Genomic DNA, 20,951 nt, shown 5'->3' with positions numbered 1-20,951 from the left:
AAATCCGCAACATTTACTTTTCTCTATCAATAGCTTGTTTCAAAGCTTCCCAATGGTCGAAACCCAAAAAACTGCCAATGGCGTTCTTAACAAAAGGTGAAGAATCTGATAAGTTCGGTGTGGTGCTGAAAATGCGTTTAATAGTAGACCTGCTTACGTAATAACCAGTTTTTACGAATATTTGGACTGATATTTCAGAACAATCACCCGGGCCTAAAGTTGTAGAACCAATTTTTTCAAGTAAACGTCTTCTCAAAACCGAAAGTTCGTGATTTGGATACATGAGTATTTGATTTTTAAGATTAACATCTGCCAAAGGCTAATAGTTACAATCAAAAGCATTCCTAAAAAGAGTTATTTTCTTTTAAAGTCGTATTAACATCATAATCAAGATTTATATTTTAGTATTCGTGTTTGGGGTATGAATATTGTTTACCTTAACAAGAAAGATATTTGGTCGTTAATTAAAACGATTTATCAAAAAAGCAGAAAATGGACAGTAAACAAGGGCGTAAATTTTTAAAATTCGAAAAGGATGATTTACTGGAACAACATATCAGGCTTTTAAAAACCGTATTTAACTCAGATCTAGTAGAAATCAATATCCATAAACAGGCGCTGCAGGCTCCAGGTTTGAAAGCGGAAAGTCATCTCCTGAAGCCTCTAATTAATGCTTCTAACCAGTTGATAGGAGAGATAATAATAAAAGATATCAGAGCAGACGGCTTAGAAGCACATGGAAAAGAGATATTGGAAATTATTGCGGCCAACATTGTTAAACAATTTCAGTTTCTGGAAGAATATGCTGCGCTGATACAACAGGTTGATATTTGTGCTAAAGAAATAGCAAGTCACCGAAATGAGCTTGATACATTGTACGAAGATTTAAATTTGGCTCATGAAGAACTCAGTCAGGCTTTTACGGCTACATTTCAATTAGGAAAGAGCTTATCGAAGTCTAAAACCAAAATAAGTGGCTTTTTAGAAAAGGCACCTATTGCCTTTGGTGTTTTGCGTCATCGCCAACTTAAGATCGAAATGGCAAATAATTTAATTCTTGAGCTTTGGGGTAAAGATAAAACCGTTCTAGGAAAACCTTTAGCGGCAGGTTTACCCGAACTGCAAGATCAACCTTATCTTGAAATACTCGATCGTGTTTATACCACCGGTGAGAGATATATTGGCAAGGAAGCGAAAGCTATTTTAGAGAAAGATGGCCAGAAAGTAGATTGTTATTTCAATTTTATATATGAACCATTGAAAAATGATCGGGGTACAACGAATTCGATCATGATTATTGCTACTGATGTTTCTGATTTGGTAAAAAGTAGAAACGAATTGTTGCCCGGTTAGGGGTTGTAATTTTATGTACACTTATTACTTTATTTAAAAACTAAACAATCTCAGTTTACGTTCATATATTTACACGTCATCTAATTTAAGATGCGCATCTTGATGAACTCGGAGTATCGCCCCTGTGCAGCGGGTACGGTAAACGAGAAATATGAAGATCATCACAAAATTCCCTGCATCAGGAAAAGTAAATTTTTATTCAGAAGTCAGGCAAAAGGTAAATGAACAGTTTCACAATCGTGGATTGGGAATCAATGCCAACAGTTTGATGTGGATGAAGACTTCCATTTTTTTAAGCCTATTTATCATATTATATCTCAGCATTCTACTTTCTGGGTTAAACTGGATATATCTCGCTCCACTTACTTTAGCCTTGGGAGTAACCTGTGCATTTATTGGTTTTAATGTGTGCCACGATGCCATTCATGGCGCTTTCTCGGCTAATAAAAAAGTGAATAAGTTGCTTGGAATGATTTTTCATCTGCTCGGCGCCAGTCCTTACGTATGGAATATTACCCACAATGTAGTTCATCACACTTATACCAATATACCAGGACACGATGAAGATATTGAGATTGCACCGGGATTAATCCGCATTTGTAATGAAGATGAATTGAAGTCACATCAGCGTTTTCAGCAATGGTACGCATTTCCATTATATGGTTTAGCTTCAATCTCGTGGGTGCTACGCAAGGATTACAAGAAATTCTTTCAGAAAAATATAGGTGCCAGAGAAAATATTCATCCCAAAATTGAGTATTTTAATCTTTTCTTTTACAAGTTTCTCTATTACTTTCTCTTCATCGTTCTTCCAATTTTAATTACCGATTTAGCCTGGTGGCAGGTTTTGGTTGGCTTTGTTTTGCTTCATATCGCTCAGGGAATTACAATGGGCTTGGTTTTTCAGCTTGCTCATGTTGTAGAAGGTACAGCTTTTCCGGTGCCTAATCATTCAGGAAACATGGAGGAAGCCTGGGCTGAACATCAAATGCATACTACGGCAAATTTTGCTGCGGATAGTCCGCTTGCTGCATTTTTCCTTGGCGGCTTAAACAGACAGATTGAACACCATCTATTCCCAAAAGTATGTCATATTCATTATGGATGGATATCAGTTATCGTAAAGAAAACAGCTTTAGAATATGGCATTCCTTATCATGAAAACGCAACTTTCTCATCGGCTTTGGCTTCTCATTACCGGATGCTCAAAAAAATGGGTAGTCCAGCTGTTTAATGCTATTTAATGGTGATTTTTTCTGCTAGCGATTTACCTGTAACCAAATCAATTCCTTCAATTAAAGCGTACCTCACATTAGGTAGCCAAAACGAGCCACCAACTATCCGAATAAAAAGACGGTTGATCTTAATTGTTTTTCCATTAACGGCCACCGTAACAGTATATTTTTCACCTACCTTACTTAAATAAAGCGGCAAGGTTTTATGTGAAACAAATCTTAGTTCGAATTTATCTTTTGCAATTTCCTTAGTCACTAAGCCGTAGGCAAATTTCTTCTGGATATATCCCAATTCTTTTTTCTCGCCATGTTCGCCGTAACGAAGCCAATAAATTGAAACAGGTTGTGAGCGATTAATGCTTCCATTTTCCTGTAAGTTTAAAGCATAAATAAGTGTGTTGGTATTTGGATCTCGCTGTAAATAAAACAGCATATTTTCTATGTTTTTTGGGATAGGGAAATTGATAGGAGAGGGGTCTGATACTTGCGCTGTTAACTGGCCAGCCAATAAAAGTAATAGCAGCGCAAGCATGCCTGACCGCAAATAATTCCTATTGGGCTGTATGGACATTAATATTATTATCAAAATTTTGCTGATGTTTTTTCTTTTTGGTTTTAAATACCCAAAACTTCATCATCGGATAATTAAATCCGTAAGAGACTATACTATCAATTAATAATCTCCCAATACGGTAATCCAGATTGAAACCCCGGTGTAGCAAATAGGTTCCTGTTGATTTTAATGTAATGCTTCCAAGCACTACGCTGAAAAACCGGAAGAATTGCATTTTTGCAGATGAAGCATAAGCCGATTGATCCTTAAAAGCCCAATAGCGGTTGATGCAGAAATTAACCATTCCTCCTAAAGAACCAGATATGAGAATTGATACCGTAAAATGAATACCCAGCTTCTCGGTGAGCAAGATCATCATTCCATAATCTGTAACACCGCCTGAAAAGGCTGAAAGTTGTGCTTTGAGAAAAACGTTGACAGATTTTTTTTTAATCATTCGTTTTATCCTTCCCATCACGTTTATTTCCAAAACGCAGCAATTCCATGGTATCCAGAATATTAACTACAAGCAAGGTAATCGTAATTAAAATCGCAGAATACAGAATAGATCCGGGCAATAAAAGCTCTAGCAAAAGAATAAAACCGATGATGATTCGAAGTTCAGTAGGGCCGAATATACCGGAATCGATGCGGTAAACATCAGTAATTTTATAACGTAGCAAAGAAATAATCATCGACCAGCCATAAAACACCACGAAAAAGAAAGCTAAAACTTTTGCTGGGGCTTCCGCATAATAATAGTAACCTAATCCGATTAGAACAATACTTGCCCAATCCATGATGATGTCAAGCGCAAAACCGTACCATTTTCGCGGAATTTGCCGATAATAGGCCAGCCTTCCATCAAGCGAATCGCCAAACCAGTTAATAAAAAGACCCAAAATTCCTAGCAGCAGAAAACACTTATCACTGGTTATGGCCAATATAAATGATACGGAAACAGTTATTGAACCCAGTAATCCAATGCCCGTTAATATGTTTGGCGATACGAATTCCGGCATCTGTTTTAATAAAAAATGAATGAAACGCTGCTCACCATTTCTCAGGATGTTGGTTCTCTTCCGATCGGCAAAAATCTTTTCTCGTTGTGAATGTGTGTCGCTCATTAAATTTTAATAAATTAAAACGCTGCATCCTAATATAACTGCGGCTTCAGGACGAAAGATTTTTGAACCAATTCTTCTTTTGAAAGCTTTGAAACCAGAAACCTGTTTTTGTAGTTTTCCAGTTTTAGCCAGATAGCTGAATATCAATATAAATACCATGTTATTACTTCACAATTCCAGCGAAACGCTGATAAAAAACGGTTGGACTATTCTCATTTTTCGGCGCATATTTACCCGCAATAATAGGGATGTAGATTACTCGCCTACGACTTTCCTCTCCACGTATGGATGATTGTGCAACACGATGCCACAACCTTCCATCATGGATAGTCAAATCACCCGCTTCGGGTAAAATCGAAACCTCATCCTTATCTGCTTTATTATCTAAAAAGTATTTTTTACGAAAAAGCATTTGATAAACACTTTGTTTATGGGTGCCGGGAATAATCTTTAATCCACCGTTTGATTCTTTTTGTGTGCTTAAATGGATGCCTACATTAAGCATCGGATTAAGTTTGCCTCCATAAAAAATATCTCTTAATCCATCCGTATGCCAGCCCATTTTAGTAAAAGTACTTTCAGGCCCGTTGATGTAATGATTGAAAACCATCCCATCTTTTTCTTCGGTACCTAAACGGGAACCTTCTCCTGCGAGTGGCAGTAAAGCGGTAATACGGGGATCTAGGAGTAAGCCTGCTAATGTCATATGGTGTTGATTGATAAATGCAAACCTTTGTACAATCTTTTCTCCGTTTAAATCTTTTCCGTATTTAATTGGCACACCATTTACTTTTTTGATATCATTTTCAACCCAGTTTCGCTCCACTTCTTTTGAAGCATGTATAATAGAGGAAACGGTAGATTTTGTTATAAAATTCTTAAAATGGATAAAGCCGTGAGCATTGAAGAAATCAATTTGTTCGCTGGTTAATTGATCAGATAGGGTAAAGGTTGGATAAGATGAAGCCATGGTTCAAAAGTTTAGGTAAAGAAAAATAAATTGGTTGGAAGAAGAATTATGCGCAACAACAGCACATTCGCATTCGCGAGTGGTTCTGTGCTGAAGTGAAATAAAACAAGATTGTTTTATTATACATAATCTATAGATTTAGTAGTATTTAATACAAACGTAACATTTTTTTAATATTCCAAAGAATATCAGGTACAATTTTTTCAAAAAATCTTTAAGTTTTATAAATTCCTGCTGCCATTTTTTCGATGAATGCCTTTGGCAAAATCCGGTTTGCGAAAACGCTTATCCAGTTTGTAAAACCCGGAACAATTTCCGGCTGATGAGCAAATAAACCTTTCAGTGCAATTTTTGCGACTTCTTCAGACTGCATATTAAACTTCTCAGCCATCTTGCTAAAGGCATCAAGCCCAGCCCGGTGCGCAAATCCTGTATCAATTGGTCCGGGGCTTAAACAGCTTACTGCTATCGTTGTGTTTTTTAGTTCAAATCTTATTGCTCTGGTAAATGACAGCACAAATGATTTTGTGGCAGCATAAACTGCCAGTGTTGGAACAGCCTGGTATGCAGCAGTGCTCGATACATTTAAAATATAAGCCTTATCAGATCGGGATAGGCGGGGAATCAACAGATAGGAAAGTTCTACTACAACATCGATATTTAAGTGGCACATGTTAAATTGATCTTCGAGCGGTAGCTCATCAAATCTTCCCCATAAACCATAGCCGGCATTATTGATCAGTATCGAAACCTGAAAGTCATTTTTTTCCACCCATTCGTTTACGGTTTTTGCAGAACTTCGTTGTGAAAGATCAATTGGAAAATAAAGTGCTTTTATACCATAACCGGTTTGTAATTCCTCGCTCAGCTTAGCCAATTCGTCTTCCGAGCGAGCAACCAGTAAAAGATCGTAACCTTTTTTTGCCAGTTCAGTTGCAATTGCTTTGCCCAATCCTTTGCTTGCTCCGGTAACCAAGGCAAATGTTCCTTGCAATGTATTCATATTTTATTTATAGTAGACGTCATGGGCGGATTCGAACCGCCGTAAAAGGTTTTGCAGACCTGTACCTCAACCACTCGGCCACATGACTATACGATCAAAAGTAAAGCGTGTATGCAAACTGCCAGGCTTCTATCAAATGATGAAGCAAAGATATAATAAAAAATATAATGTCTATAGATTTTGTAGTCTTTTTATTTTTTTAATACATTTGCTGCATCAATTCACTATTTAAAAAGACGATATGGCTACAATTGGACAATTTCAAGACAACTTAAAGAATAGGGCGAAAAAATACCTTATCGAACATGAACTAGGGAAGGATCTCATTCAGCGGATTGAACTGGCTGGGGGTGAACTTAAACTTTCTAACGGCAAAAAAGCATTTGAATTTTTAAATATTTCTAAAGATCTTCAAACAGAGCTGGAAGAAAAAATTCCAGGTGTACAACAGGGTTTGCAGAAATGGAGACTTGATTAAAATTAGATCATGTCTGTAAAATTAACGCTTGATATGCCATAGGCTCGCACTCAATTTCATAGATTAGCCAGTAGAAAAAACCATTATGGCGAAATTAGAAGTCTGGCAGAGAGGACCTTTACCTAATCTTGAACCTTTATTGCAACCGATTGGTCATGCAATTTTGCAAGCGCAGGAAGAGTTGCATGATTATTTAGTTGATTTTCCGGCTGAACTGCTGTGGACTAAACCAGCCGGAATGGCTTCAGTAGGGTTTCATTTACAGCACTTATCCGGAGTTTTAGACCGCGTTTTCACTTATGCTAGGGCAGAGGCTTTAACTCCTTTTCAATTTGAACAATTAGAAGAAGAGGGGAAAGATAGTTTTGCTGGCTATTCAGTGCAGCACCTCATTCATCGTTTTGATCAACAGGTGCTTAAAGCGATGCAACAACTTTATGAAACTGATGTGCAAACACTTACACAATTCAGGGGCATTGGTCGTGCCGGGTTACCTTCTACTGTTTTAGGATTACTTTTTCATGGAGCAGAACACACCATGCGCCATCTGGGTCAGTTGATGGTTACCGCCGCAGTAGTTAAACAAAATAATCAAGCAATAAATCTCTAATACCCCTTCTCATGTCTATTTCTTTAGATGAACAGCCTATTCAAGATAATTATCATACCGAAAAGAAGCCTTTTCTAAGCTACCTCACTGAAGATTGGTGGGCTGTGATTTTAGGTGGATTTTTGATTTCGCTCGTTGTATATTTCTATGGGTTAGGTTACACAATTGATCTGCCGGTTTATAAATGGGCTACATTAAATGATCTTTCAGAAAAAATATTTTCGGCAGATAACATCTTGAAAATATTTGGTGTTTGGGTTGTGTTCCTCTCATTAACAACTACCGCTATTGCGTTATCAGGAGGGAAGGTTAAGCGATTCATACTTGGCTTTACTTTTATTTATGTTGTTTCAATCTTCGCATTCCTGATTGGAGGAAATAAAAACGTTTCTTATTACGGTTTGGAATATGTAGTATTCGCCTTGCTGATTGGAATTTTACTGGGTAATTTGGTCCAACTTCCGCAGTGGTTAAAAGAAGCCGTTCGGTCAGAATTTTATATTAAAACTGGTCTGGTTATTTTAGGGACGACCATACTTTCAGCTGATTTAGTAAAAGCTGGGTTGCCCGGTATTTTACAGGCTGTAGTAGTGGTGAGCGCAGTTTGGTTTTTTTCGATGTGGTTAAGCAGAAAATTAAAGGTAGATGATGAGTTCGGTGTGATTTTGGCTTCTGCTGTTTCCATTTGCGGCGTTTCGGCAGCTATTGTGGCGGCCGGAGCAATTAACGGAGATAAGCGAAAACTATCTTACGTAACTACTTTAGTTTTAATTATGGCCATTCCAATGATGGTTTTACAACCCTGGGCAGTTAAATTTTTTAATATTCCCGAAGTTGTTGGCGGTGCCTGGTTGGGTGGAACCCTGGATACCACAGCAACTGTAACCGCTGCGGGAGATTTGATTGGACCAATCGCAGTTAAAGCCGGCGTAATTGCTAAATTTTCTCAAAACGTTTTTATCGGTATCGCCGCTTTTCTTATCGCTATATGGTGGGCTTATAAAAAACCTAAAAAATCAAATGGAGAAATTGCTATTCAAAAAGGTAACGGTATTGGAATTGTTTGGGAACGATTTCCAAAATTTGTAATTGGTTTTATTGCAGCCTCGCTTATATTTTCATTTCTGTTGTCTGCTGAAACCTCTAAAGCGGTTGTACCCACGCTAAGCGGTTTACGAACAGTTTGGTTTGCTTTGGCATTTGTATCCATCGGTATGGAAGCCAAGCTTTCATCGCTAATTAAATTGCAAGAAGGAAAGCCCGCTGTGGTATTTGGTGTGGCACAATTGTTCAATATATTTTGGACGTTATTATGGGCTTACATTTTATTCGGAGGATACATTTTCGAAGTGCCCGATTTTAAGTAACAAATTTCGTTTCCTTTAGGATCAACTGTAGAACCGATAGTTTTTCAGTTGATCCCTGATAGATGCTAAAGCTGCATTGTAGTTTATGTTATTTTAAATAAATCTGTACTCAAAGGACTAAATAATCTTTAATCTTTCTTCTTCCAAATCGATTTGATATAATTGCTGGCGGATAATTTCCTCATCAATTTTTGGGTCTTTATTCAATTCAACCAAATATTCGCGTTGGCTATCCAAAAGTTCAACGAAAATGGTTTTGGTGTCGTCATTCATCCAGCTATCATCAGCAGCCTTGGCCCGTTCTTCCCACTGTTTAAGTATTTTTGCGATCTTCTCATTGCCCTGTAAACCATTTTCGTATTTATTTTTAAGCTCTTGATAAACATGTTGTTTTAGGCCTTGCTTCATTTTCAGCCTGGTTGCTTCTTCATTTTCGAGGCCAAATACACCATCAAAAAAATGGGTGCGTTTAATGAAATAGGGCAGGGTTAACCCTTGGATTAATAAGGTTAATAATATAACCACAAAAGTGATAAAGAGAATAAGATTTCTATGCGGAAAGGCTGCTCCATTTAGCGTAACGGGGATAGCTAATGCTGCGGCGAGTGATACCACACCTCGCATACCGGTCCATCCCAATAAAAGCGGCATCATCCAGCGTCTTACCCGCGATGAGGCATGCGGTCGAACACTTGGCCGGAAGATGGTAGTAGCTACCAAAGCCGCATAAGAGCTAATCATCCGGGCACCAATAAGCACAGCTGTCACCAATAGTCCATAATTAATAGCCGTACCTAATGAAATTCCTTCAGATCTTATCCCGCCAACAATTTCTGGCAGCTCTAAGCCTATAAGCATGAAAACTACACCGTTTAAAATAAATACAAAACTTTCCCAAACACTGTATCCTTTTATCCTACTGGCGCTGTTTAAAAAGACGAGTCGTTTTGCAGACATGTATAGACCACCACATACCACCGCCATTACGCCAGAACTATGTACCTGCTCCGCTACCCAATACATAAAGTAAGGCTCAATGAGTGTCAAGGCGATATCAGAGGGCGCATCAGTTGGTAAACGTTTATGTGCCTGAACGAAAATCCAAGCCAGCAACAAGCCTATTGCAGCACCACCAAGTACCATCCATATAAAGCTTCCTGCAGCTTCATGCCATACAAATTGCCCGGTACCAACGGCTACCAAAGCAAACCGAAAAATAATCAACGATGAGGCGTCATTTAGTAAACTTTCCCCCTCTAAAATGGCCGATGTAGAACGAGGAATTTTAACAAATTTCATGATGGCTCCGGTGCTTACCGCATCTGGGGGCGAAACAATACCACCCAGTAAAAAACCTATGGCAATGGTAAATCCTGGAATTAAATAGTTGGTAACCAGGGCAACTGATAGCGCTGTGAAAAATACAACCAGAAAAGCGAAACTGCCGATAATACGCCACCATTTTTTCATTTCCTTAAAAGAGATTGACCAGGAAGCTTCGAAAAGTAAGGGAGGCAGGAATATAAAAAAGATCAGGTCTGGATCAATCTTAACCGTTGGTAAACCCGGAATAAAACTGATGGCCAATCCTGCGATAACCAATAAAATAGGATAAGCAATTTTTAATTTGGTAGCCCACATGTTTAATAAAACGATGGCAGCTATCATTGCCAGTAAAAAGGGTAAAAGTGTATGCATTAACTATGTTTGTTTAAATTTTTCTGATGAAAAGACTTTATTACATCAAAATATCGTTAACAGGTTGTATGGGTTGTGGCAGTTCTGTTTCACCCAGCATTTGCAACAGGTCGATTTCGATGGTGCGACAAATCGATAGCATCGGAATATCTGTTCCCAGACCTTCAAAAGGGTTTTCAGAATAATCTCCAATTAACTCCATTACAACATAAATCCAGCCCACAATGGTGCCAAAAGGAATCATTAACCAAACTCCTGCTTCTTCTAATTTTGCAAATTCTGCCACAATTCCAAGGGGCAAAAGGAAGATAAAAATACAAGTGAATATAAAACTCATGTTGGCGTATTGGCGGGGGATAGGAAATTTTTTAATCCGCTCTGCTTTACCCTGATGGTCGTAAAAATCTGATAGGATTTTTTGTAATTCTATTTGCCTGCGCATGTGCAAAGTTTCTTCCTCATGAAGCTGCGCTAAATCCTGCGACTGCAAATTAATGATTTGTGTGGCTTTATTGGCTGCGTTGTCCCATTCAGCTGCATCGGCATAATAATTTGCCTTTTGCTTTTCGTTTAAGTAATTTTTAAACTGCCCTATACCGAAACGCTCCCGCCGTTGAACTGCAATTTTTCCGAATAGATGCTTTAAGTTTACGTGTTCCCACTGTGTGGAAACCAACAATTGTTCTCTTAAAATGTATAGCCAGGCAATGTGTCGGTAAGTTAATCTGGTTTTTATTTTTCTGATTTCCTCATCGGTAAGCTGGTTATTTAAGATGAAGGAATTCACCATCATCCCCCAGCTTCGGCTACTATTTACAATGCCACCCCATATTTTCCGGGCTTCCCAAACCCTATCGTAAGATTGGTTATTTTTGAAGCCAAGGTAAAATGCCACTGCTGTACCAATTAACGATACGGGAAGCCATGGAATGGAAATCCATTGCCAACCCACTACTTTGTACAATACAGAAATGATAAACATGTAAGCTGTAAGCCAATAAATGTGATGACCAGCAAATTCAAAAATGCCTTTCAGCGTAATGGTTTTTTTTACTATCATTTTTACAAATAATCTTATAAGTAAATCTTTAGCTTTTTTTTAATTTAAAATTAAGCTTTTATTTAACATACCGAAGACTCAGTAATTTATGAGTTTACAGTATTTTGGGATTAGAAAAATAATAGGGAAAACCAACTTAATGGCGATTAAAAGGGGAATGATAAAGTAATCAACTCATATCCAAGCTAAGAATATCTTCAGCCTTAATGCTGTGTTTAGTTTCAATTTGCCTTTTAGTTTTTTCGAGTTCACTTAAACTATCGGAAATTTGCTTAAAAAATAAATCACATTGTTTCACCGCTAAAAAGGAGAAGATTTTAATCCGAATTTGATCTGCAAAAAATATTTGAATGACTATTAGAGAAATCAAAAAGATATAGTGTGAAAAAATTAAAGGATTTGAGCCGTTAATACCGATTTTATAAGCAATACAATCCAGGATAATGGGAACAAGTAAAATTGGTAGAAACGATAGCATCTTTGAGCGCAATTCAGTTTGTTTTTGAGCGGCTTCAACCTGCTGTAACGCACTTTCCAATTTCGCGTTTAGCGGAAGTTCCCGATTTGATCTTGATTGATCGATTTCTGCCAGTTGTTTGCCGAAGGCAACATCAATCTGACTCATTTTCTCCAGCAAAGAAAGTTCATCTTCATTCAGTTTTTCCTGATCGGCCACGATGGCTTCCTGTTCAGCTATGAGTTGTTCCATTTCATCCAGATCATCAGGAATTCCTAAATATAACTTTTGCTCAACAATCAGAATCCTGTCATCAATGGTTTGGCGAATATCTTTAAGTTTTTGGTGTTCTTTTTTAACCGCATCTTTTTGCAAGTCGTGATTTCCCTGAATTTGCAAAAGGTTAACCGCAAATTCAAGTTTTTTTAACTCCGCTTCGTTAACGGTTAAACGTTGATGCAATTCTTTAATAACTGCAAAACTATCTTCGGTGTGACCCAACTGTGTAAGTCGCTTTTGGTAAGTCTGAAGATCTTTTGACGAAAGAGAAAGAATTGGCATCAAGTATTGAAATATTAGGTTGTAAAATTATAAAATTAATTGATGAGCGGTATTTATATAATGCCATAATTCTAAATATAGTTTTCGACATTTAAGATTTATGCACAGCAAAACACATTTCACCAAAATTATTTTTTTGCTACTGATCTTAAAAATCGATTTTTCAAAAACCTTGTTTTTTGGCTATAGAAGCTATTTTTAAATGTCAAATCCACATTTGTTATAGATTTAGAAACAAATTTTATACCTGTTTCCAGCTCAAAGTCCTAACATTGCTCTTGTTAAATCTCCAATAGATTTAGCATGACTAACCAATTATAAACTTATTTCTAAATTATGAAGAAAAGCCGAAGATCTGTTCTGAACTACCTTTTTAATGGCCGGTTCGCTCTACACTCAACTAACCAAAACCAAATGTAAATATTATGAAAAAAGGAAATTTACTTAATCTATTTCATGTTTATCAGGTTGGTAACTTAAAAAGAATGCTTGCGCTGCCATTCGTTGTGGCTGCAATGGCTTATCCAAGTTACGCTTCCCTAACAAAAAACGAAGGCTTTGAGGTCAAAGCAAATAAATTCGACATCCAGATTACTGGAACTGTAAAAGCTGCCTCCGGAGAAACACTTCCAGGGGTTTCTGTAAGTGTTAAAGGTGGCGGAAGAGCCGTTGTAACCGATGCTGCGGGTAAATACAGTATTTCTGTTCCGGAAGGAGCAACTTTAGTTTTTAACTATATTGGTTTTACTGCTAAAGAAGTTGTTGTCGGTTCTAGCCCTGTAATCAATGTCACATTGGAATCATCTGATACGGCACTGGATGACGTGGTGGTCATTGGTTATCAAACCATCAGAAGAAAAGATTTAACTGGTGCAACGGGTTCTGTTAGCACTGGAAACACAGAAAAGCTAGTATCTCGTTCTCTTCCTGAAGCACTTCAGGGGCAAACGCCAGGTGTTGCTGTAAGAAACGGTGGGGCTCCCGGCCAGGAAGCAGTTGTGAATATTCGTGGTTTGGCAACCTTTGGAAATGCAAGTCCACTTTATGTTATTGATGGAATGATTGCTGATCCAAATACTACCGTTAGTCCTAATGATGTAGAAGACATTCAGATTTTGAAAGATGCATCTGCCGCTGCAATTTATGGTTCAAGAGCAGGAAATGGCGTGATTTTAATTACAACCAAAAAAGGTAAAGAAGGACCAGCGAAAATTAATATTACGAGCAGATACAGCATTTCGCAAGTGCCTAAAACTTACGATATGATGGATGCTGCGGAATATGCTGCAACCAATACACGTGCTTATCAGGCATCAGGCATGGCGATCCAGCCTGGTGTAGCAAATTATAATGGCCGTATCAATACGGATTGGGTTGATGAAACTTTAAGAACAGGTTCGGTTCAGGATTACAATGCCAGTATTTCTGGTGGCGGTAATGGCTCGAAATACTTAATTTCTGGTGGTTATTTTAAAGATAAAGGTGTACTGATTGCCAGAGAATTTGAGCGTGCCTCATTTAGGGTAAATACAGAAACTACCAAAGGCAGATTCAAATTTGGAGAAAACCTGGCTTTCTCATCATCTACATCAAAAGCACCTTTTCAGGGAGGTGCCTTCGCCGGAAACCCTTGGTATGATATGTTTTCAAGTGTACCACTAATTCCGGTTCAGGATAATGCTTTAATCAGTACTAACAATCCTGGCGGCTGGGGTTACGGTTCAAATGGTAACATCAATACTTTTTCGCGTAACCAGGTGGCTATTGCCAATATTACTTCAGTAAAATCAAACTTCGCTAAGTTAATTGGTAATGCCTATGTTGATTTTAAGATCATCGAAGGTTTAAACTATAAATTTAATGCAGGTATTGAAACCAGTTTTGATAAAAGTAAATCGATCAGAAAAGATGGTTCATGGTACCAAAATCAATCGCCTGATTTTAGTCAGCTAAGCGATAATCGCAATCAGTTTTTAAGTTATCTTTTAGAGCATACTTTGAACTATAATTATGTTATTGGTAAACATAGCATTAATGGGGTAGTAGGCTATACGCAGCAAACTACACAAACTGATAATACTTTTGGTAGTGGAATTAAACTGGCTCAGTTTGGAGGTGAATATTTTGATACTTTAACTTCAACTGCTGGTGAAGGTCGTACATCTTCAGGAACCAGATATAAAAACCTGTTAGATTCTTACTTAGGTCGTTTAAATTACACTTATGACGATAAATATTTATTAACCGCAACTTTCCGTGCTGATAAAGATTCTCGATTCTCTCCTCAATTTAGAACAGGTTATTTCCCTTCAGGCGCTTTAGGTTGGAGAATTTCTAAAGAGGATTTCTTTAAGGTGGATTGGGTTTCAGATTTGAAACTAAGAGCTTCTTATGGTGTGCTTGGTGTGAATACTTTAGGTGCATATCAATTCATTGGTTTTCTTAACCAGGCACCAGATGTGGTTTTAGGTAGCGGGCAGGTCACCAATCCTGGGGCAATTCAGGCTAAACTTGCGTCTGGCGATTTGAGATGGGAAAAGAAAAAAACGACCAACTTAGGTTTTGATGCATCACTTTTTAAAGATCAGTTCACCATCAACTTTGATGCGTTTCGTTCCGTTTCAGAAGATGTATTATTAAGCCAACCTCTGCCAGGATATCTTGGTAATTTACAGGGAGATCCAATCGTTAACATTGGTTCTATTCAGAATAAAGGTTTAGAATTAAATTTAGGTTATCGCCCGAAATTAGATGGCGAATTTAAATGGGATATCGCCGGAAACATCAGTATTGTAAGAAACAAGGTGTTATCTTTAGGTAATTTAGGTATCGATACGGAAACAGGTCAGCCAAAAGACTACATTCAATCGGGCAATACCAGAACACAAGTTGGCAGATCGATTGGTGAATACTATGTATTGAAAACTGATGGAATTTTCCAGAATCAGGCAGAAATTAATGCGCATAGAGCACAAAGCGCTTACGCCAAACCAGGTGATATCCGTTATGTGAACACAATTGATGGTGGCACGAACGATGATATCAATGATAAAGACCGTGTTTTTGCAGGTTCAGCTTTTCCAAAATTCACATCTGGTTTACAATTTAATTCGAGATACAAAGATTTTAGTTTAACAATCCAGTTGTATGGTGCTTTCGGACAAAAATTGTATAATGATGTACTTAGAGATTTAGATAGCTACGGTAACTCAAATTATAGAAGAGCAATCAATCCATGGACACCTGGTAATACCGACACCACCTTCCCAAGATTAGGATATCAGTTTGCTGCAAATGACAGAGGAATCAACGAAAATGCAAGAGGCAACACTGATCGCTGGATTGAAGATGGTTCATTTTTAAGATTACGTAACGTGGAATTAGGTTACAGTTTCCCGCAAAAATTAATCTCAAAAGCTAACATTAGCAGTGCAAGATTATACGTAAGCGGACAAAACTTATTCACCATTACCAAATACAGTGGTCTTGATCCTGATGTTGTGGGTGCAAATCCAAATCTTGAACCAGGAGTGGATAATGGAAATTATCCTTCATCAAGAATAATTTCATTTGGTTTAAGCGTAGGTTTCTAATTAAATATAACAAATCATGAAAAAATACATATTCATATTAACCGTAGCAATTACTGCGCTAGCAGGTTGTAAGAGGGATTTTGATGCGGTGAACCCGAATGCACCAACTATAGCAAGTTTTTGGAAAACCGGGGCGGATGCCACAAAAGGGATCAATGCAGTTTACAGTACATTCTACCGTACAGCCAGTTTATATTCTCGCTGGATGTTTTACCACGGAATTTTGAAATCTGATGAAGGTTTCGGATCTGGCGGCGATGGCGGATTAAACAACTTAATGCGTTTTAACCAAACCAATTATAATGATGGTTTAACAGCGCAAACCTGGCAAACACTTTATGTTGGCGTTTTTAGAGCAAACCAGGTGATTGCTAATGTACCTAACATCGCGATGGATGAAACCACCAAAAAGAGAATTATTGCGGAGGCTAAATTTTTAAGAGCGCTATTCTATTTTAATTTAACACTTTATTATGGAAGACCACCCTTAATGTTAACACCATCACAACCAAAAGATGTTCCGGCTAATGCAACAACTGCCCAGGCCTACGCACAAGTTGCCAAAGATTTAACTGAAGCTATAGCTGATTTGCCAGTAAGTTATCCTGCTGCAGATTTAGGTAGGGCAACCAAAGGTGCAGCATACGCCTTGTTAGGTAAAACTTACCTGCAACAAAGAATGTATCAGCAAGCGGCAGATGCTTTTGCTTACCTGGTAACGGGTGCCGGAAGTTCAACATATGCTTTAACTGCCGATTATCGTGACAACTTTATAATCACCAAGGAGAATAACAGTGAATCTATATTTGAAATTCAATTCAGTGAAAACCAATCAGAAAGTACTGATGATGATGTGGATGAATCAAGAATAAATAACACAGGTACCTCTATTTCTCAGTTCTTTGCGCCTCCGGGTGTTGGTTTCTCTGATGGTGCTGCCCGCAGATGGGTAATTGATGAGTTCTTACAGGAAAGAACAGTTGCAAATGCTCAGGATCCGCGTTTAGCTGCATCATTCATTTTTAATAATGCCAATCCTGCAGGCCCAACTGCAACTATTGTTTATGGCCAAACTTTCCAAAGCAGATATGGAACTGGTCCTGATGCAAATGGTGTATGGTTCCGGAAGCTGTTAAATGATCACTGGAAAAATCAGGAAGGATTCCGTTCTCCAAATAACTATCGCTTAATTCGTTATGCTGATGTGTTATTGATGTATGCGGAATGTTTAAATGGTTTAAACAGAACTGCTGAAGCTTATCCATTGGTTGATAGAGTGAGACAAAGAGCTGGCTTAGCTACTTTGACAGTTGCAAAACCAGGCTTAAACCAGGCACAATTTTTAACACAACTAAAACACGAACGTTTAACAGAATTGGCCGGAGAAGGATGGCGCTGGGCAGATTTACAACGTTGGGGCGATTTAAGTCCTGCATTAGCAACCAGAGATGCAGATTTTACAGGCTTCATTGTTGGCAAACACGAAGTTTATCCAATTCCACAAAGTGATATTGATTTAAACTCGAATTTAACGCAAAATCCTAAATATTAATTAAAAAGGTTAGTGGCTTGCTGCTAACCTTTTCAACATTTCCTATTATGAACAAATTCACATCAAAAGGATTAAAACTTCACATGCTTTGGCTCGCACTATTTGTTTCTGTGAGTCTTTCTTGTGGCAAGTCGAGTAATCCAACACCAGTTGATCCGGTACCACCTACCACGTTAAGTACCTTTTCCAACCCGCTGATGAATGGGGCAGACCCTTCCGTTTTTCAAAAAGATGGTGTTTATTATTATCTTCAAACCAATGGAAGTTCTATTAATTTATGGAGCACTACGGCTATGTCTAAGTTGAGTACTGCAGTACCAAAAACCGTTTTCACTCCGGTTGCTGGTGCAGCAAACTCCAGAAATGTTTGGGCGCCAGAATTATACTTTTTTGATGGTAAATGGTATATCTACTACACCGCAGGTAACGGGGCAGACATTAACCAAAGAACATGGGTTTTAGAAAATAGCAGTCCTGATCCAACAACCGGAACGTGGGTTGATAAAGGAAAAATATTTAGTCCAAGCGCTGATTTTTGGGCCATAGATGGTTCTGTACTCGAAGTAAATGGAAGCAGATATTTTCTTTGGTGTGGAAGACCGGATGTAACGAATGTGAATTTGACACAAAATATTTACATCGCTAAAATGACAAATCCTTATACCTTAGAGGGTACAGCGACAAAATTAACTGAGCCTGAATTTGCCTGGGAGAAAAATGGATTTGGCGTAAATGAAGGTCCACAAGCCTTAACATCTCCAGATAATAAAACTTTTATTATTTATTCGGCGAGTTATTGTGGTACAGATGATTATGCTTTGGGGCAGCTAGCGTTAAAAGCCGGGGGAAACCCATTGGTAAAAGCAGATTGGACAAAATCTACTCAGCCGGTATTTACGAAACAGCCGCAAAGCAATGCCTTTGGCCCCGGTCATAATTCCTTTTTTAAATCTCCGGATGGGAAGGAAAATTGGATCATTTACCATGCAAATTCTGCAACGAACCAAGGTTGTGCTGATCAAAGAAATGTGAGGATGCAGAAGTTTACATTTAAGGCAGATGGCAGTCCTGATTTTGGCGTGCCAGTAGCCACCGGATTACAGATTAGTAGACCTTCTGGAGAAAAGTAATATGAATAAACACATTAAAAAAATAAGAATTTCGCTTGCCTTCCTGTTTCTTTTTGTTGCACAGGTAAGCATTGCGCAAACATTTACTAATCCACTGCTTCCCTCTGGAGCCGATCCGTGGAGCATTTACAAAGATGGCTATTACTATTATACCCATTCTATGCAAAACAAACTGGTCATTTGGAAAACGAAAAATCTGGCTGATTTGAAAACCGCAGAGAAGAAAACCATTTTTGTACCACCGCCCAATACAGCTTACTCAAAAGAACTTTGGGCGCCTGAAATCCATTTTATTTCAGGAAAATGGTATGTTTATTTTGCTGCGGATGACGGAAATAACAACAACCACAGAATGTATGTGCTTGAAAATTCATCAAAAGATCCGTTAAAAGGCAACTGGGTTTTCAAAGGCAAAGTGGGGGATGCCACAAATAAATGGGCAATTGATGGATCAGTCTTCACTTATCAAAAACAGCTCTATATGGTTTGGGCTGGCTGGGAAGGCGACATCAATCAGAAGCAAGAAATTTACATTGCAAAAATGAAAAACCCATGGACAATTGATGGGGATAGGCATAAAATATCTTCACCACAATTTGAATGGGAAAAACATGGTGATTTAAATGATCCCGGAAATCCACCGCATGTTGATGTAAATGAAGGTCCTCAAATTCTCATAAATAAAGGAAAAGTTTTTCTAATTTATTCTGCAAGCGGTTGCTGGACGGATTTTTATGCGCTTGGCATGTTAACGTTGAAAGGGAATGATATTTTGGATGTAAATTCATGGGTAAAAAGCACCCAGCCTGTTTTCAAGCAATCGCCAGAAAATGGCGTTTATGCACCAGGTCATAATTCCTTTTTTAAATCTCCGGATGGAAAAGAAGATTGGATTTTGTATCATGCAAACTCTGGTCCGGGTCAGGGTTGCGGCGGAAAGCGCTCGCCAAGGGCACAAAAATTTACCTGGAACGCTGATGGATCTCCAAATTTTGGTATTCCCGTTAAAACTGATCAGGAACTTAAAATTCCATCACAAAAAAAATAATACTGATGTTGATGCAGGGGCATCAACTAAATTTTATATCATATGAACAGATACTTTAAATATTTATTGCTGGCACTGTGTACCATTGCAACAGTTGCAAACGCTCAGGAAGCAACACCTGTTGTAGGCAAAGTTTGGTCAATAGAGAAGGCTAATGCCTGGTACAAACAATACAAATGGATTAACGGTGCAGATTTTTTGCCGAGCACGGCCATCAACCAGTTGGAAATGTGGCAGGCAGATACCTTTGATGCTGCCACAATTGATAAAGAATTAGGATGGGCAGAAAGTATTGGCTTCAACACCATGAGGGTTTACTTGCATAGTTTAGCCTGGAAACAGGATAAAGAAGGATTTAAGAAGAGAGTGGATCAATATTTATCTATAGCTAATAAACATAAAATTAAAACGGTTTTTGTGTTTTTTGATGATTGCTGGAATAAACAAGCAACGCCTGGAAAGCAGCCAGCTCCAAAACCAGGTATTCATAACTCTGGCTGGGTACAAGATCCTGGAGATCCTGATTCAAAACAGGAAGCAAATTTTCCTGCTTTAGAAAAATATGTAAAAGATGTAATGACTCGTTTTAAATCAGATAAACGCATTTTGCTATGGGATTTATACAACGAGCCGGGTAATTCTGGCAAGTTAACAAGTTCATATCCATTGCTTAAAGCTGTATTTACCTGGGCAAGAGCTGTAAATCCTGAGCAACCGATTAGTGCCGGCCTTTGGGCGTGGGACTATAAACAGTTAAATGCATTCCAAGCATTAAATTCTGATGTGATTACTTACCACGATTACGAGGAGCCACAGTGGCATCAAAGGGTAATTGATATGTTAAGATCTCATGGCAGGCCGATGATTTGTACCGAATATATGGCCCGTACCAGAGGCAGCCGCTTCGAAAACGTAATGCCAATCTTGAAAAAGGAGAATATTGGAGCCATTAACTGGGGTTTGGTTGATGGAAAATCGAATACTAAATATGCCTGGGATACTCCATTGCCAAATGGAGAGGAACCTAAAGAATGGTTTCATGAAGTTTTTAGAAAAGATGGAACACCTTACAAAAAAGAGGAAGTAGACTTGATTAAAAAACTAAATGATATAAAATAGTGCGCCCACACAATAAAGATCGCTATATTGTGTAGCC

Annotated in this window: 19 protein-coding genes and 1 tRNA gene; 10 read left to right on the top strand and 10 right to left on the bottom strand. The window is 38.2% G+C overall.

The features are described 5' to 3' along the window. Positions 1–13 precede the first annotated feature (13 nt). A complete protein-coding gene (locus tag EA772_RS20340; RefSeq protein ID WP_116167793.1) occupies positions 14–283 on the bottom strand; it encodes a hypothetical protein in 270 nt (89 codons plus the stop codon). A gap of 209 nt (positions 284–492) precedes the next feature. On the opposite strand from EA772_RS20340, the gene EA772_RS20335 reads away from it, so the two are divergent. Both EA772_RS20335 and EA772_RS20330 read left to right on the top strand, forming a co-directional pair. Continuing rightward, on the top strand, positions 493–1,353 hold the full coding sequence (locus tag EA772_RS20335) for a PAS domain-containing protein (RefSeq protein ID WP_124914725.1): 861 nt from the start codon (positions 493–495) through the stop codon (positions 1,351–1,353). 151 nt (positions 1,354–1,504) lie between these two features. Continuing rightward, complete coding sequence (locus tag EA772_RS20330) at positions 1,505–2,587, top strand: acyl-CoA desaturase (protein WP_124914724.1); 1,083 nt, start codon at positions 1,505–1,507, stop codon at positions 2,585–2,587. A gap of 2 nt (positions 2,588–2,589) precedes the next feature. Here the strand turns inward: EA772_RS20330 and EA772_RS20325 are convergent, their stop codons facing one another. The 6 genes from EA772_RS20325 to EA772_RS20300 all read right to left on the bottom strand — a co-directional run bounded on the left by EA772_RS20325 (position 2,590) and on the right by EA772_RS20300 (position 6,329). Beyond that, a complete protein-coding gene (locus EA772_RS20325; protein WP_210405057.1) occupies positions 2,590–3,120 on the bottom strand; it encodes a DUF4833 domain-containing protein in 531 nt (176 codons plus the stop codon). 19 nt (positions 3,121–3,139) lie between these two features. After that, the gene (locus EA772_RS20320; protein ID WP_124914722.1) at positions 3,140–3,598 is read right to left on the bottom strand and encodes a GtrA family protein; all 459 of its coding nucleotides are present in this window, start codon (positions 3,596–3,598) and stop codon (positions 3,140–3,142) included. Beyond that, positions 3,591–4,268 carry a CDP-alcohol phosphatidyltransferase family protein gene (locus tag EA772_RS20315; protein ID WP_124914721.1) on the bottom strand — a complete coding sequence of 226 codons (678 nt, stop codon included), beginning with the start codon at positions 4,266–4,268 and terminating at the stop codon, positions 3,591–3,593. Before EA772_RS20315 ends, EA772_RS20320 begins: the two co-directional genes overlap by 8 nt. A gap of 163 nt (positions 4,269–4,431) precedes the next feature. Continuing rightward, a complete protein-coding gene (locus tag EA772_RS20310) occupies positions 4,432–5,238 on the bottom strand; it encodes a phytanoyl-CoA dioxygenase family protein (protein ID WP_124914720.1) in 807 nt (268 codons plus the stop codon). Between the two features lie 214 nt (positions 5,239–5,452). Next, complete coding sequence (locus EA772_RS20305) at positions 5,453–6,241, bottom strand: SDR family oxidoreductase (RefSeq protein ID WP_124914719.1); 789 nt, start codon at positions 6,239–6,241, stop codon at positions 5,453–5,455. 16 nt (positions 6,242–6,257) lie between these two features. Further along, positions 6,258–6,329, bottom strand: a tRNA-Cys gene (locus tag EA772_RS20300). A 153-nt stretch (positions 6,330–6,482) separates the two neighbouring features. On the opposite strand from EA772_RS20300, the gene EA772_RS20295 reads away from it, so the two are divergent. From EA772_RS20295 to EA772_RS20285, 3 genes are all read left to right on the top strand, one after another. Then, positions 6,483–6,719 (top strand): hypothetical protein, encoded by a 237-nt coding sequence (locus EA772_RS20295; protein WP_116167801.1) that lies wholly within the window; start codon positions 6,483–6,485, stop codon positions 6,717–6,719. 85 nt (positions 6,720–6,804) lie between these two features. Next, the gene (locus EA772_RS20290) at positions 6,805–7,329 is read left to right on the top strand and encodes a DinB family protein (protein WP_124914718.1); all 525 of its coding nucleotides are present in this window, start codon (positions 6,805–6,807) and stop codon (positions 7,327–7,329) included. A gap of 11 nt (positions 7,330–7,340) precedes the next feature. Beyond that, entirely contained in the window at positions 7,341–8,696 is a 1,356-nt protein-coding gene (locus EA772_RS20285; protein WP_124914717.1) for a YeiH family protein, read from the top strand. Between the two features lie 117 nt (positions 8,697–8,813). On the opposite strand, the gene EA772_RS20280 is transcribed toward EA772_RS20285, so the two are convergent. The 3 genes from EA772_RS20280 to EA772_RS20270 form a co-directional block, all read right to left on the bottom strand. Next, a complete protein-coding gene (locus EA772_RS20280; RefSeq protein WP_124914716.1) occupies positions 8,814–10,394 on the bottom strand; it encodes a Na+/H+ antiporter in 1,581 nt (526 codons plus the stop codon). Positions 10,395–10,434: 40 nt separating this feature from the next. Beyond that, positions 10,435–11,454: a bestrophin family protein gene (locus EA772_RS20275; RefSeq protein ID WP_124914715.1), complete on the bottom strand. Its 1,020-nt coding sequence runs from the start codon at positions 11,452–11,454 to the stop codon at positions 10,435–10,437. Positions 11,455–11,623: 169 nt separating this feature from the next. Then, on the bottom strand, positions 11,624–12,472 hold the full coding sequence (locus EA772_RS20270; protein WP_124914714.1) for a hypothetical protein: 849 nt from the start codon (positions 12,470–12,472) through the stop codon (positions 11,624–11,626). Positions 12,473–12,897: 425 nt separating this feature from the next. Here EA772_RS20270 and EA772_RS20265 point away from each other — a divergent pair, with 425 nt between their 5' ends. Genes EA772_RS20265 through EA772_RS20245 form a run of 5 tightly spaced genes read left to right on the top strand, consistent with a single transcriptional unit; the run spans position 12,898 to position 20,914 of the window. Beyond that, on the top strand, positions 12,898–16,065 hold the full coding sequence (locus EA772_RS20265) for a TonB-dependent receptor (RefSeq protein ID WP_124914713.1): 3,168 nt from the start codon (positions 12,898–12,900) through the stop codon (positions 16,063–16,065). Positions 16,066–16,081: 16 nt separating this feature from the next. Further along, positions 16,082–17,617 carry a RagB/SusD family nutrient uptake outer membrane protein gene (locus EA772_RS20260; protein WP_116167808.1) on the top strand — a complete coding sequence of 512 codons (1,536 nt, stop codon included), beginning with the start codon at positions 16,082–16,084 and terminating at the stop codon, positions 17,615–17,617. 47 nt (positions 17,618–17,664) lie between these two features. Next, the gene (locus EA772_RS20255) at positions 17,665–18,747 is read left to right on the top strand and encodes a family 43 glycosylhydrolase (RefSeq protein WP_124914712.1); all 1,083 of its coding nucleotides are present in this window, start codon (positions 17,665–17,667) and stop codon (positions 18,745–18,747) included. 1 nt (position 18,748) lies between these two features. Then, positions 18,749–19,795 (top strand): family 43 glycosylhydrolase, encoded by a 1,047-nt coding sequence (locus EA772_RS20250; RefSeq protein ID WP_124914711.1) that lies wholly within the window; start codon positions 18,749–18,751, stop codon positions 19,793–19,795. Positions 19,796–19,837: 42 nt separating this feature from the next. Continuing rightward, positions 19,838–20,914, top strand: a complete 1,077-nt coding sequence (locus EA772_RS20245; protein WP_124914710.1) for a cellulase family glycosylhydrolase — start codon at positions 19,838–19,840, stop codon at positions 20,912–20,914. Positions 20,915–20,951 lie beyond the last annotated feature (37 nt).

Source organism: Pedobacter sp. G11, assembly GCF_003860265.1.
GTDB lineage: Bacteria > Bacteroidota > Bacteroidia > Sphingobacteriales > Sphingobacteriaceae > Pedobacter > Pedobacter agri.
Note: the sequence above shows the minus strand (reverse complement) of the source record. Positions and strands in the feature narration are given on the sequence as shown.

Excerpts from the sequence above, each read along its gene's own strand:
- EA772_RS20290 (WP_124914718.1), top strand. The coding sequence starts at position 6,805 with ATGGCGAAATTAGAAGTCTGGCAGAGAGGACCTTTACCTAATCTTGAA.
- EA772_RS20275 (WP_124914715.1), bottom strand. The coding sequence starts at position 11,454 with ATGATAGTAAAAAAAACCATTACGCTGAAAGGCATTTTTGAATTTGCT.
- EA772_RS20260 (WP_116167808.1), top strand. The coding sequence starts at position 16,082 with ATGAAAAAATACATATTCATATTAACCGTAGCAATTACTGCGCTAGCA.
- EA772_RS20305 (WP_124914719.1), bottom strand. The coding sequence starts at position 6,241 with ATGAATACATTGCAAGGAACATTTGCCTTGGTTACCGGAGCAAGCAAA.
- EA772_RS20315 (WP_124914721.1), bottom strand. The coding sequence starts at position 4,268 with ATGAGCGACACACATTCACAACGAGAAAAGATTTTTGCCGATCGGAAG.
- EA772_RS20310 (WP_124914720.1), bottom strand. The coding sequence starts at position 5,238 with ATGGCTTCATCTTATCCAACCTTTACCCTATCTGATCAATTAACCAGC.
- EA772_RS20285 (WP_124914717.1), top strand. The coding sequence starts at position 7,341 with ATGTCTATTTCTTTAGATGAACAGCCTATTCAAGATAATTATCATACC.
- EA772_RS20245 (WP_124914710.1), top strand. The coding sequence starts at position 19,838 with ATGAACAGATACTTTAAATATTTATTGCTGGCACTGTGTACCATTGCA.
- EA772_RS20325 (WP_210405057.1), bottom strand. The coding sequence starts at position 3,120 with ATGCTTGCGCTGCTATTACTTTTATTGGCTGGCCAGTTAACAGCGCAA.
- EA772_RS20320 (WP_124914722.1), bottom strand. The coding sequence starts at position 3,598 with ATGATTAAAAAAAAATCTGTCAACGTTTTTCTCAAAGCACAACTTTCA.
- EA772_RS20265 (WP_124914713.1), top strand. The coding sequence starts at position 12,898 with ATGAAAAAAGGAAATTTACTTAATCTATTTCATGTTTATCAGGTTGGT.
- EA772_RS20250 (WP_124914711.1), top strand. The coding sequence starts at position 18,749 with ATGAATAAACACATTAAAAAAATAAGAATTTCGCTTGCCTTCCTGTTT.
- EA772_RS20270 (WP_124914714.1), bottom strand. The coding sequence starts at position 12,472 with ATGCCAATTCTTTCTCTTTCGTCAAAAGATCTTCAGACTTACCAAAAG.
- EA772_RS20340 (WP_116167793.1), bottom strand. The coding sequence starts at position 283 with ATGTATCCAAATCACGAACTTTCGGTTTTGAGAAGACGTTTACTTGAA.
- EA772_RS20255 (WP_124914712.1), top strand. The coding sequence starts at position 17,665 with ATGAACAAATTCACATCAAAAGGATTAAAACTTCACATGCTTTGGCTC.
- EA772_RS20335 (WP_124914725.1), top strand. The coding sequence starts at position 493 with ATGGACAGTAAACAAGGGCGTAAATTTTTAAAATTCGAAAAGGATGAT.
- EA772_RS20295 (WP_116167801.1), top strand. The coding sequence starts at position 6,483 with ATGGCTACAATTGGACAATTTCAAGACAACTTAAAGAATAGGGCGAAA.
- EA772_RS20280 (WP_124914716.1), bottom strand. The coding sequence starts at position 10,394 with ATGCATACACTTTTACCCTTTTTACTGGCAATGATAGCTGCCATCGTT.
- EA772_RS20330 (WP_124914724.1), top strand. The coding sequence starts at position 1,505 with ATGAAGATCATCACAAAATTCCCTGCATCAGGAAAAGTAAATTTTTAT.